7 protein-coding genes are annotated in these 13349 nt (G+C 66.9%); 3 read left to right on the plus strand and 4 right to left on the minus strand.

All coding sequences use genetic code 11. The features are described 5' to 3' along the window. Window position 1 precedes the first annotated feature (1 nt). The 4 genes from M1P90_RS14985 to M1P90_RS15000 all read right to left on the minus strand — a co-directional run bounded on the left by M1P90_RS14985 (window position 2) and on the right by M1P90_RS15000 (window position 8288). Window positions 2–2371, minus strand: a complete 2370-nt coding sequence (locus tag M1P90_RS14985) for a glycosyltransferase family 39 protein (RefSeq protein WP_483703549.1) — start codon at window positions 2369–2371, stop codon at window positions 2–4. Further along, window positions 2368–4854: a glycosyltransferase family 39 protein gene (locus M1P90_RS14990; RefSeq protein WP_483703551.1), complete on the minus strand. Its 2487-nt coding sequence runs from the start codon at window positions 4852–4854 to the stop codon at window positions 2368–2370. The genes M1P90_RS14985 and M1P90_RS14990 overlap by 4 nt, the downstream gene beginning before the upstream one ends. Window positions 4855–4943: 89 nt before the next feature. Further along, window positions 4944–7409 carry a hypothetical protein gene (locus M1P90_RS14995; protein WP_483703553.1) on the minus strand — a complete coding sequence of 822 codons (2466 nt, stop codon included), beginning with the start codon at window positions 7407–7409 and terminating at the stop codon, window positions 4944–4946. A 3-nt stretch (window positions 7410–7412) separates the two neighbouring features. Continuing rightward, window positions 7413–8288: an alpha/beta fold hydrolase gene (locus M1P90_RS15000; protein WP_483703555.1), complete on the minus strand. Its 876-nt coding sequence runs from the start codon at window positions 8286–8288 to the stop codon at window positions 7413–7415. Between the two features lie 796 nt (window positions 8289–9084). Here M1P90_RS15000 and M1P90_RS15005 point away from each other — a divergent pair. The 3 genes from M1P90_RS15005 (at window position 9085) to M1P90_RS15015 (ending at window position 13105) form a co-directional block, all read left to right on the plus strand. Further along, a complete protein-coding gene (locus M1P90_RS15005; RefSeq protein ID WP_483703557.1) occupies window positions 9085–11025 on the plus strand; it encodes a protein kinase domain-containing protein in 1941 nt (646 codons plus the stop codon). A 9-nt stretch (window positions 11026–11034) separates the two neighbouring features. Beyond that, complete coding sequence (locus M1P90_RS15010) at window positions 11035–11682, plus strand: FHA domain-containing protein (RefSeq protein WP_483703559.1); 648 nt, start codon at window positions 11035–11037, stop codon at window positions 11680–11682. A gap of 394 nt (window positions 11683–12076) precedes the next feature. Continuing rightward, entirely contained in the window at window positions 12077–13105 is a 1029-nt protein-coding gene (locus M1P90_RS15015) for an ABC transporter substrate-binding protein (protein ID WP_483703561.1), read from the plus strand. Window positions 13106–13349: the final 244 nt, after the last annotated feature.

Below are 13349 nucleotides of genomic sequence, written 5' to 3' on the forward strand. Positions count from 1 at the left end.
TTTATTGCGCGCCCACCAGCCCGGCGCTGATCTGCACGCCAAGCTGCCGCCCGCCCGCCGCAAACGTTGGGCTGCGCAGCTCTACCAACAGGAGCGCGGCCGGGTCGAGCGCGACCGGCACGAGGTAGACTTGCCACGCCGCGCTCAGCGCGAGCGGCTGGCACACGCCGGACACGCACACCTGCGCCGTGACAGGCACGCCGTCGGGGCGGGGCGCGGCCAGCCGCAGCCGCAGCAGTGCAACCGGCGGGCTGCCTGCCGGCGGCGTGCCAAAGCGGATCAGCCCGTGCCCGTCGGTCCAGCGCGCCGGCACGCCTTGCAGCACCTCGGCCGGGTACATCCCCGCCACATAGCCGAAATCCAGCCCGTCGCCAATCGCCAGCGTGTCGGTGAACACCGGCGTGAGCACACGCCAGCTCCAGTCGGTCAACTCCTGCTGGCCGATGTCTTCCGGCTGGAACACGCGCCGCGCGCCGGGCAGGTCGCCTGTGGCACGCAGCATGTCGCCCAGGTGCGCGACGGCGGGCGGGTAATCGGCTTGCAGGGCGACGGCGGCGCGATAGGCTTGCAGCGCCTGCGTCACCTCGCCAGCCGCATGCGCGTGATCGCCCAGGCGCAGCCAGCCGTCGGGCGTTTCCTGCACGTGAATCGCCTCGGCGTCGAGCGTCAGCGCGCCAGTCTGGTCGCCACGCGCCCACGCAATCTCGGCGCGCTGGGCGGCCCAGCCACGCGCGAGGTTCTGCGCGGCCCAGCCCCACGGGTAGGCCAGCATGAAGGTGACGCCCACCAGCGCGGCCATTGGGAACAGGGCGAGCGGAACCGCCGACGAAAGACGAAGGACCGACGACGAAGAAACGCCTACCTGCGCGTCATCGTCACCCACGGCACCCCCTTCGGCAAGCTCAGGGCTACGCTTCGATACGGCCTTCGGCCTACTCAGGATGCCGCCTGTCTCCTGTCTCCTGCCCGCTGCCCACTGCCCGCTGCCCGCTGCCCGCTGCCCGCTGCCCACTGCCCACTGCCCACTGCCCACTGCCCACTGCCCACTGCCCACTGCCCACTGTCTCCCCACCAGCAGCCACGCCGCATAGGGGATCAGCACCGGGAAGAGGAAGTGACGGTAGCGCCCTTCGCCGTGCGTGAGCATGATCGTCGCGGCAGTGTAGAGCAGCCAGCCCGCGTGGAGCGCCGCCGGTGACGCGAGCAGCCTGCGCCAGCCCGAGCGCGCCGCCCGCGCCCAATACCAGCCCATGCCCGCAATCCCCGCCAGCGCAATCACGAAATACAGCGCATCGTCGAGCACGAGCGCGGTGGCGAACAGCGGCAGCGACACGTCGCCATAGTAATTTTCTTGCAGAAAGCGATCTTCGATTGGCTTGACGCGCCAGAGCGCGACCCAATTCGGCCACAGCTTGCGCAGCAGAATCGCGGGGTCTTCGCGCAGGCGTGCCAGCCCCCTGGCGGTGGCGTAGTCGCTGCGCTCGGCCGGGTTCGCGATGTTTTCCAGCGCGCGGAAGATCGTGTTGCCGCTTTCGCGCGGCTCGTTGAAGGCCCACAGGTTGTACGACAGGCCGGTTTCTACTGCTATAAAACGACCGTAGGCGAGGTAGTTGCGTACCGTCCACGGCGCGATGGTGAGCACGACCGCCAAGACAAATATAGCCAGATTCGACCACAGAGACGCAGAGAACACTGAGGCTGGAGAACCTTTCGCCCTCTCTGCGCCCTCTGTGCCTCTGTGGTAAACATGTTGGACGAGCAGCCACAGCGCCACCACCGGCAAAAACAGCATCAGCGCCGAGCGCGTCAGCGTCGCCAGCCCGAAGCCCAGCCCCGCCAGCACAAGCCGGCTGGGCGTATGCGATACCCCCGTATAAGGCGTATCGCATACGCCCGTGCCGCGGCCCGGCACGAGGCACAGCAGCCCGGCGGTGAAGCAGAAAGTGAACAGCGTTTCGCCCATATACAGGCTGGCAAAGGTCACAAGCGTCCACAAAACTGCCGTGAGCAGCGCGGCCACACGGGCAGCACGCCGCCCAAGGAGTGCCAGCGCCAGCCGATAATTCAGCCAGACCGTCGCCGTGCTGAGCAGGATGTTCGGCAGCGCGGCGCGGTGCAGGTCGCCGCCAGCCAGCCACAGCGAGCCAGCCAGCCAGAGCGGGTAGAGCGGCGCGCGCAGCCAGTGGTAGTGGTCGTAGAACTGCCAGCCACGCCCGGCCAGCAGGTCGCGCGCGACGGCGATGTACTCGGTTTCGTCGTTGGCGGGCTGGTGCAGCGGGCCGCTCCACAAGAGCAGGCGCAGCCCCAGCGCGAGCAGCAGCGCCAGCAGCAGCACGCCGTCGCGCGCGGGCAGGAAGCGCTTCAGGCTCATGGCGTCACCGCCACGCTGCGCACCAGCACGCCCAGCGCGCGGTCGTCGGGGCTGGCGCGGTCGTAGGCACGCGGGCGAAACGTGTCGCTCTGTAGCTCGATCAGCAGCGGACCATGGGCGGCAGGGGGGAGCGCGACAGTATAGCGCGCCCAGCCGTTCGCTGGCGCGAGCTGCGCGGCAAGCTGCCCATTCACGCGCGCCTGCACCTGTGGCAGTGGCGCGCCAGCGGGCCGGTTCGCATTCAGCTCCAGCACAAGCTGCGTGCCCGCGCCCGCCAGCCGAATTTGTGCGGTGCCGTGCGTCCAGCGCGCGCCGTTTTCTGGCGGCCAGAAGCCCTGGATCAGCCCGAGGTCGGCGTCGCCTACCTGCACGCTGGCCGGGATGGTTTGGAATGAATCGAACGCCTGCCAGCTCCAGCGCTGGAGGTCGTCGCGCGAGCTGGTTTCGTATACGAACTCGGCCGCAGCTCCCGGGCGGTCGCCTGCTTCGCGCATGAGCGCGCCGCGCAGCAGGTGCGCGTAGGGCTGCGCGCGCAGGGCAGCGATTGCCGCATCCAGCTGGGTTTGCGCGGCGGGGCGGTCGTTCTGCGCCAGGGCCGCGCGCGCCAGCGCCACCCGCGCCAGCGCCGACTCGGGGTCGAGCGCGAGCGCCGCGCCCGCAGCCGATTGTGCAGCGGCAGCATCGCCCGCACTAAGAGCGCGCTCGGCCTGTGCGAGCTGCCAGTGCTTGCGCGCCAGCATCACGCTTTCCGAAAGGTATGGCGCATGCAGTAGCGTCACGCCAAGCAGCGCCGCGACCGTAAGCGCCGCGCCGACGAGTCGCACGCCCCGCCACGCACTGGGCAGCGAGCGCCAGCGGGCAATTTGCGCGAGCGCCCAGGCAGCATAGGGCAGCAGCACGGGGTAGAGCGGCAGGCGGTAGCGCAGCTCGGTGTGGAACAGCATGGCGGTGAACAGGGTGTACAGCGCCCATGGCACAAACACCCAGCGCGCATCGGCAAAGGCGTGGGCATATGCAATATGCCTTTGCCTGCTGTCTCCTTTCTCCTGTTTGCTGTTTTCTTGGCCCCCCCCTTCAACAAGCTCAGGGCTGCGCTTTGATACGCCCTTCGGCCTACTCAGGATGCCGGCTTTCTCGTGCCTCGTGCCCCGTGTCTGCTCCCACTGGCTTTCCAGTCTCGTGTCCCCTGTCCCCAGTCTCGTGTCCCCTGTCCCCAGTCTCGTGTCCCCTGTCCCCTGCCGACTGCCAACTGCCGACTGCCAACTGCCGACTGCCGACTGCCGACTGCCGACTGCCGACTGCCGACTGCCGACTGCCGACTGCCGACTGCCGACTGCCGACTGCCGACTGCCGACTGCCGACTGCCTCCTGTCTCGACAGAGCCACAGCCCGGCCGCGCCGCCAAGCAGCAGCACGAGCCACATGCCGTCGCCAAGCAGCACACGCAGCCAGACCTCGGCGGGCGGCACCCAGATCGCCCGGCGCGCGCGCATGTCGTCGAAGAACTGGAGCGCAAAGAACTTCTGCGCCTCGCCCCAGGCTTTGGCGAGAAACCAGCCCGGGTCGCCGGCAATTGCGGCGAGGCCGTTGGCGCTGGCAAGCCGCTGGCGCGCCGCCCGGTCGTCGCCGAGGGCGTAGAGCGCGCGCTTGGCGGCCTCGCGCCCGAGCGGGTCGGCGGGCGTGGCGGCGGCGGGGTTATTGTCGAGCCAGAGATTCTCAGCGCCGGTTGTGTCTACCACAATCAGCGCGTGGTAAGCCAGCGCGTTGCGTAGCGTCCACGGCCCCACTACCAGCGCCGCCGCCAGCACAAAGACAGCCAGATTGAACCACAGAGACACAGAGAACACTGAGGTGGGAGCAGCTTTCGGCTTCTCTGTGCCCTCTGCGCCTCTGTGGTGAAGACCCTGGACAAATAACCAGAGCGCGCCGAGCGGCACCAGCGGCAGCGCCACCGAGCGCAGCAGGATCAGCGCACCGAGGGCGAGGCCAGCCGCGCCCAGCCAGCGTGCCGAGCGCCGCCGCGCGCCCGCCAGCAGCAGCCAGAAGACGGTCGCCAGCCCAAACACAAACAGCGTTTCGGTCAGCAGCTCGGTGGCGCTGGCGGCCAGCGTGAAATCGAGCGCGCAGAGCAATGCGGCCAGCAGCGCGACTTTCGGGCGCGGGAAAATTTGGCGCGCCAGCAGGAAGATCGGCACGACGGTGAGCGCGGAGATGATTGCCTGCACCAGCCGGATGCGCTGCACCAGCGAGTCGAAAAGAAGAATGCAGCCGGCCAAAAAGCCGGTGTAGAGCGGCGGGCGCATCAGGTTCAGCTCGGCATAGCGATGCTCGCGCAGAAGAGTGAGCGCCTGGTTGAAGTATTCCTGCTCGTCGCCGCCGAGCGGGTATTGCTCGTGCCAGCGCCAAAGGAGCAGGCGCAGCCCCAGTGCCAGGAGAAAGACAAGGACAAGGGGAGACAGGGAGGAACTGAGACAAGGAGACAAGGAGACAAGGAGACTTTTGCGACCTCGCGTCTCACGTCTCGCGTCTTGCGGTTCGCGTCTCGCGTCTCGTGGCTCGTGCTTCGGGTCGCTCACGGCGCTGCCTCCAGCCGCGCAGTGTCGAGGCGCACGCCAAGCTGCTGCACCTGCCCAACCTGCGAGCCCTGCTGGCTGAGGTAGCGCGCGGCGTCGGGCACAAAGGTGGGCGTGCGCAGCGTCAGCACGACATCTGCGCCGGGCGGGCTGGGCGGCAACGCGATTGCAAATTCAGCGGGGGCATCCAGCGATGGCGTGAAATTGCCGACCGCTCCATTATTCATCCATACCGTAACTGGCGGCGGCGCAGCGGCATAGCCGGCCCAGCCGCGCCCATCCGCTCGCACAATCAGCCGCTGCGGCGCGCCCGTGCCGGCGGCCGGGAAGCGCAGCTGCGCGCCGTCGCTGCACCAGCGGAAATTGCCGCCCGCCTGGGGGTCGCCTTCGCCGAGGTAGCAGCCGCGCAGGTAGCCCAGATCGAGATTGCCAGCGATGTCGAGCGCGTTGCCGGGGATGGGCGCGGGGTGCAGCCAATCCCAGGCGAACTGCACCGGGTTGGCGTTGTCGACAAACTGCTGCGAGAACAGGGCGCGCGCGGCGGCGCTGTTCCCACTCGTGCGCAGCAGGTCGGCCACGATCACCGCGGCCTTGACATCTTTGGCGGGCGCCAGCGCCGCCGCGTCGAAGCGCGCCAGCCCGGCGGCGGGGTTCCCTTCCAGCGCGTCGAGCAGCGCCGGCCCGAAGCGCTGCGCGTCGGGCGTGAGCGCGCCACCGGCCAGCAGCTCGCGGGCGCTGGCGGCGTCGCCATTGCGCAGGGCGGTGCGCAATGCTTCGCTGCGGATGTAGGCTGGGCGGGCGGCCAGCGCCCTGGCGGTGTCGTCGAAGCTGGACGGGTAGGGGCCGAGGTAGGATGCCCAGGGCGATTCGCCGCGCTCGTTCAGCGGCAGCAGCCAGGCGTAGGGCGTCGCCGCGACCAGAAAGAGCAGCAGCGCCAGCGCAGCCCAGGCCACGCCCACCCGTGTGCGTAATATGCGCCAGCCGGCCGGAAATTGCACGAGCGCATGGGCCGCGAAGATGAACAGAAAGGGCATGAGCGGCAGGCGGAAGCGGTTGATCGCGAACAAGAGCGGCGCGACCGCGAGATTGTACAGCAGCCACAGGCCCATCAGCGCCTGGAGGTTTGCGCCGGGGCCGCGTGGGCGCGCGCGCCAGAGCAGCGCCCAGCCCAGCACGGCCAGCGGCAGCACCAGCACATACAGCGTATCGTCGAGCAGAAACAGGCCGAGCGCGTAGAGCGGCGGCAAGCGCCCGGCGGTGAAGTTGTCGGTGAAGCGCTCGTCGCCGCTGTAGTTGATTTGGAACAGATCGACCAGCTCGGCCAGCGACTTGCGGGCAAAGGCGAGCGGGCGGGCGCGGATCAGGCAGGAACCCTCGGCGTTCATCAGCTGCTGCACCTGCGCCTGCGGCAGGGCCGTGCGGTCGGGCCGCGCCAGCGCCGCCGCAAAGCGCGCATCACCGCCGCGCAGCAGGCACGGCCCATCCGAAAGCACGGTGCCGTCGGCGGCGGCAATGGGCTGAATGAGCGCAGCGCGCTGCTTGGCGAGCAGGTTGGCGTCGAGCAGCGCGCGCACGAAATTGCGCGACGGCGCATCGAGCCGGTTGTTGCCGTCGTAGGCGGTGCGCCCGCCCAGCATCAGGTTGAACGCGCCGCTGGTGTCGATAAGCACCAGCCCGCCGTACAGCCGCGAGTTGTAGAGCGTCCACGGCGCGATGGTGAGCACGGCCGCGAGCAGAAAAACAGCCGGGTTGAACCACAGAGACACAGAGAACACTGAGGTTCGAGAAAGATTCGTCTTTTCTGCGCCTTCTGTGCCTCTGTGGTAAAAATTCTGGACAAGTACCCACAGCGCCACCAAGGGCAGAAAGGTCAGCATCAGGCTGCGCGCAAGCGTGGCGAGGCCGAACGCCCCCCCGGCAAGCACCAGCCAGCGCCAGCCGTGCGGCGCGCCGGGTTGCCACCTGCTCAGCAGGAGGAAACCGGCCAGCAGCAGCGAAATAAACAGCGTTTCGGAAAGCAGCGCCTGCGTGTAGACGGCAAAGGGGAAGTAAAGCGCGGCGAGGGTTGCGGCCAAGGGCGGACACGTAGGTTCGCCCTGCTCTCGCTGTTCGCGCGGACCTGCGTGTCCGCCCCAGGCAAGCGCATACACCAGCGCGACGTTCAGCAGACTCAGCGCGGTTTGGGTGAGGTAGACGGGCGTGGGGCTATCGCCAAACAGGCGCAGGTGCACGGCAACAAAGAGCGGGTACAGCGGCGCGCGCGTCCACAGGTAGCCCAGGTACCAGCCGAACCCGCGCCCGGCCGCCAGCCAGCTCGCCGCCGAAAAGTACTCGCCCTCGTCGGAAATCCAGCCGGTGCGCGGCAGGTTGCCCCACAGCGCCACGCGCAGCGCCAGGCCGAGCGCCAGCGCCAGCCACAGGCCGGCGTGCGCGCGCCAGAAGGATCGGGCGGGTGGCTGGCTCATACGTCAGGCGCCGTGCCGCAGGAGGAAATCGCGCACAACGGCGAGGTAGCGCTCGTTTTCTTCCACATAGGTCATGTGGCCGCTGTGCTCGAACACGACCAGCTCGGCGTGTGGCGCGCCCTGCGCAATCGCCTCTGCGCCCGCGACGGAGCATGTGCGGTCGTGGCGGCCGGCCAGCACCAGCAGCGGCTGCGTGATCGCGTCGAGCCGATCTTCCAGGTCGATGCCGCCATATTCTTCCGCCGAAAGATGGCGCAGCACATTGGGCGAGTAGACCGCGCCAGCGCTGCGCGACTCGAACTCGGCAATGCGCGGGTCGCGTGGGTCGGCAAACTGGTATGGAAACTGGTCGTGCATTATCGACGCCATGTCGTCCTGCGTGCGGGCGCTTTGCTCGCGCGCCCACGACGACGCGACCTGCTCGCGCAGCTCGATCGGCTCGAACGCGGCGAGGTTGGCTGCGACCTCGGCCAGAAAGCGCGCCGAGGGCAGCCCGCTCGACACAATCGTCTGCGCGGCCTGGCCGGGGAAATCTGCGGCGTGCTGCAAGGCAACAAACGCGCCATAGGAGTGGCCCAGCACGGCATAGCGCGCCAGCCCAAGCGCCCCCGCCAGCTCGCCCACGTCGCGCGCCATTCGCCCGAGTGTCCACGTCTCCTCGGGCGCGCGCGCCGAGCGGCCCTGGCTGCGCTGATCGACAAAAATCAGCCGAAAGCGATCGGCCAGCGGGTCGAGGTAGTCGCCAAACATGCGGTGATCGAGGCCGGGGCCGCCGTGCAGCACCAGCAGCGGGTAGCCCTGCCCGCGCTCGACCACATAGAGCTGCGTGTCGCCAATGGCAACCAGCCGCCCGCCCGGCTGTTCGTGTGTCGCGTCCATCGTGCCCTCCTGCGTTTGCGCCGCATGTGCGCGGGCTATTCTACCATACCCCCGCGTCGCCGCGACTTTTCGCGCCCGAAGCGCAGGGCAATGTCAATTTGGAAAGAGGAACGGCATCTATCTACAGATTACGCAGATTCCGCAGATACGGCACCTATCATCTTCGTAATTTCCATCATGTGCAGGCTATCGTGCCCCAGTACGTTAATAGTCTGGAAAATAAATTCTTTACAACGCAAGCCCCCAGGAAGCTCATCTGAGTGAAATTAAACTGGCTTGAGCTTCCTGGAAGCGGAGTACGAGGAAATTTATTTTCCAGAGTTATAAGCGAGCGATGCGGAATGCAGGAAAGGACTTCCGCACTATAATGACCAAACCCTGTTTCCCATCCCCTACAGCGGTTTGCAGAATCATTGACCATTCAGGCGCTGGCGAGAAACGCACTGTAGAGCGAAAATGCAACTGCCGACTGCCGACTGCTCACTGCCGACTGCTCACTGCCGACTGCCGACTGCCGACTGCCCACTGCCGACTGCCGACTGCCGACTGCCAACTGCCCACTGCCGACTGCTCACTGCTGACTGCCGACTGCTCACTGCTCACTGCCGACTGCCGACTGCCGACTGCTCACTGCTATAACCCCTTGCGCCGAAAGCACGCCAGGCTATCGCGCCACGAATGCTGGTATAATGATGCTCATCTCAGTCCTGTTCCCAAGCTCACACAGCAGCGCTGCTTCGCCCTGCTTGCTACGGACCGATGGTGGCTGCGTTTGAATCAACGGGGACCATGCGCCGTGACTGTCGAACGATACCAGCCAGCCTGGACACATATCGAGCGCTATGAGATCGTGGCCGAAATCGGACGCGGCGGCATGGGCGTGGTGTATCGCGCCTACGACGCCGCGCTGGAGCGGACGGTCGCGCTAAAGGTGCTGGCCCCGCAGCTTGCGGACGAGCCGGGCTTTGTCGCGTGGCTGCGCCGCGAGGCGATCAGCACGGCGCGCCTGCGTCACCCGCATATTGCCCTGCTGTACGAGTTCGGCCAAACCGACGATCTCGCCTTTCTGGTAATGGAATATGTGCCCGGCGTGTCGCTGCGCCAGCTGCTCGCCGATGGCCCGCTCCCGCCCGAGCGCGCCCTGGCGATCCTGGCGCAGATCGCCGATGCGCTCGAATACGCCCATTCGGTTGGCGTGGTACACCGCGACGTCAAGCCATCGAACATTCTGGTGGGCGCGGGCGACCAGGCCGTGCTGATCGATTTTGGGCTGGCCGACCTGGAAGACCTGACGGTGACGGGCGACAGCGCGCAGATGGGCACGCCCCACTATATGTCGCCCGAGCAGGCCGCCGGCAAGCAGGTGAGCGGCTGGAGCGACCAGTATGCGCTCGCGGCGGTTGCCTACGAAATGCTGGCTGGCACGCCGCCGTTTCATGGCCGCACCGCCGCCGCCGTGGTTCACGCGCATATCTATGAGCACGCGCCGGCCGCCACCGAGCAGCGCCCCTCGCTGCCCGCCGCCCTGAACGCCGTGCTCGGGCGCGGCATGGCCAAGCTGCCCGAAGATCGCTACCCAACGCCAACTGCGTTCGTCGCCGCGCTGCACGAAGCCTTCGTTGCGCCCGCGCGGCCACGCGCCCGCCCGTGGCGCTGGCTGCTGGGCGGCTTTGCCGGCAGCGTCGCGCTGATCGCCCTGGCGCTGGTGCTGTGGACCATGCGCGCCGCGCCCGCGCCCACCACGATTGCAACAGTGGTGCCGGAAATTGTGCCGGTGCTGCAGACAATTAAGTGGGATTATGATCTTGGGCTGGTTGGCACCTCACAGCCGGTTATTGCCGCGCGCACACTGGTTTTCGAGCCACCCAACGGCGCACTGGTGGCGCTGAATGCCGAAAACGGCAGTTTGCGCTGGGCCAAAGATGGCGGGGCGAACCCATTCGGCGCGCCAGGAGCGGGCGCGGGCGTGGTATTTGTTGGCGACTCGAATGGCGATGTCGTCTGCCTCGACCCGAGCAACGGCAGGATCATCTGGCGCACGCACCTGGGCAGCGGGGTGCGCCAGGCGCCCACGCGCAGCAACGACCGCGTGTTTGTCACCACTGTGAAGGGCTGGATCGCCAGCCTGCAAACCGGCTCGGGCCAGCTTCTGTGGTCGCGCCAGCTGGCCGATGGCATGGGCATGCCCACGGTTGGCGCGGGCAGCGTGTTTGTTGCTGCCGGCCAGTCACTTTACGCGCTCGACCTCAACAGCGGCGATTTGCGCTGGGTATTCGAAACGCCCAGCCTGATCACCACACAGCCTACCGTGGCCGACGGCCTGGTGCTGGTTGGTACGGAAAGTGGCGAGCTGCGCGGCTTCGAGGCCGAAAACGGCGTGGAGCGCTTACGATGGCAGGCGCGCGGCGCAATTAGCGCCCGCCCGCTCGTGGCCGACAACGCGATCTACGTGGCCGATCAATCGGGCATGCTCACCGCGCTGCGCCGCGATGGCAGCCAGCTTCAGCTGATCTGGAGCTACGAAGCCGACCCGGCGACGGCAATTGTCGCAACGCCGCTGCTGGCCGGCGGCCGGCTGATTGTTGGCACCAGCGGCGGCATGGTCTACAGCCTCGACGCGCGCAGTGGCGGCGAGCGCGCAGCCCTGCAGCTGAAGGGTAGCATCGCCACCGCGCCAACACTGGGCATGGGCACGGTGTATGTGCAGGCGAATCGCATGTACGCACTTGGGCCGTAAGAAAGAACTATGGCACACGCTTCCCTCTTAATCCAGGAACCCGACGGCTCGTTGCGCGAAGCGCCGCTGCTGGCCGAACAAACCGTGCTCGGGCGCGACCCCGCCTGCGACATTGTGATCGCGGGCCGCCTGATCTCACGCCAGCACGCCGCAATTCGCCGCCGTGGCACCAGCTACACTCTGGAAGACCTCGGCAGCCGCAATGGCACCTCAATCAATGGCGAAATCCTCACTGGCCCGCGCGCGCTGCACGACGGCGACCAGATCGACCTGGGCGGGATTGGCCGGCTGACCTTTGCCGACGGTGACGCCACCAACACGCGCCCGGTGCCGCATGCCGTCGGCATCTGGCTCGACGCCGCCACGCAGGACGCCTGGGTCGATGGCCACCGGCTCGAACCGAAACTTTCGCCGGCCCAGTTCACCATGCTCCAGGCCCTGCTCGCGCGCGCCGACCAGATCTGCTCGCGCGATGAGATTGTCGCCGCCGTGTGGCCCGAAGTCAGCGATGGCGTGTCGGACGAAGCGCTCGACGCGCTGATCAAGCGGGTGCGCGCGCGCCTGGGCGAAGTGCCGGGCGGGCAATCCTACCTCGTGACGCTGCGCGGGCGCGGCCTGATGGCGCGCAGCCGGCCGGGCGGTTCCTCAGCGTCCTAGTGCAGCATTCCAAAAACGCGTTGCTGGTTATAGTCGGCAGCCGGCAGTCAGCAGTCGCCATCATTCCTGCCAACTGGCGACTGTCTACTGCGAGCCAAACCGAAACGGATTTTCACCGACGTATGCTAGCCGCGCCCACTTCGCGCCCACTTCGCGCCCACTTCGCGCCCGCAAGCTGTCAGCCGGCCGTCAAACACCGCCCGCCTTCCGCTGCTATAATCGCATCATCGAATTCCACCATTGGCTCTCGCTACCCTGCGCACCGCGACATTCGCCCGAATGGCCTATTGAGGTCTTCGCGCAATGTTCGCACGCTTATGCGCTGATTCGGCATCCTGGCGCGCGGGATGCTGATTTCACGATGCCTTCAAATCACTAGCACGAGGAGGTTCTCATGAAACAACGACGTCTCATCCTGCTGTTCAGCGCATTATCGCTCTTTGCGGTGATGCTGGCGGCCTGTGGCGGCGCGGCGCCCAGCGGCAGCGGCGCGGCTCCTGCCGCTGGCGGTTCGTCCAGCGGCGGCGGCCTGCCCAAGCTGAGCGGCGCACCCAAGAAAGTCGGCTTTGCGCAAACCGAGAGCAACAACCCCTGGCGCCTGGCCCAGACCGCCAGCATGCAGGATGAAGCCAAGAAGCGCGGCTACGAACTCGTGTACACCGATGCCGCCGGCTCGGCTGCCAAGCAGGTCGCCGATGTCGACTCGATGATTGCGCAAAAGGTTGACGCGATCTTCCTGGCCCCGCGCGAAGAAAAGCCGCTGGCGCAAGCCGTGCTGAAGGCCAAAGCTGCGGGCATCCCGGTCATTCTGCTCGACCGCAACGTCGACCAGACCATCGCCAAGCCGGGCGAGGATTTCGTCACGTTTATCGGCTCGGATTTCATTGAAGAAGGCAAGCGCGCGGCCGAGTGGCTGATCAAGGCCACGGGCGGCAACGCCAAGATCATCGAGCTGGAAGGCACCACCGGCTCGTCGCCCGCCAACGACCGCAAGAAGGGCTTCGACGACGCGATCAAAGGTTCGGCTGGCATGCAGATCCTGGCCTCGCAAACCGGCGACTTCGCCCGCGACAAGGGCCGCCAGGTGATGGAGACGCTGCTTCAGGCCCACCCGGACGTGACCGCAGTGTACGCGCACAACGACGAGATGGCGATCGGCGCGATTGCTGCGCTTGAGGCCGCCGGCAAGGTGCCCGGCAAGGACGTGATTGTCGTCTCAATCGATGGGGAGAAGGACGCGCTGCAAGCGATCATCGACGGCAAGCTCGGCGCCTCGGTCGAGTGCAACCCGCGCTTCGGCCCGTCGGCCTTCGACACGCTCGAGAAGTACGCCAAGGGCGAGCAGATCCCGACCAAGATCATCAACCCCGATAACTTCTACGACGCGAACAACGCCAAGGACTCGATCGCCGGCTCGTACTAATGCGCATTTAGCATAGGGGTTGGGGAATGGGGGATAGGGATTGGAGATTGCGATGCGCAACACAGCTTTTCCCTGTCCCCAAACCTAACATGGAATTGCACTGGGAAATCACGTTCCTAACAGCACAGACGCAGGGGGCGCAGAGATTGGGGCGACACTCCAGCCGCTGCGACCTCTGCGCCTATGCGGTATAATCAGCATTCCAGTTCGTCCCAACGCCGAAATAGCCTGCCAGCCGCGTGCT

This window comes from Kouleothrix sp. 19917 (assembly GCF_057073505.1).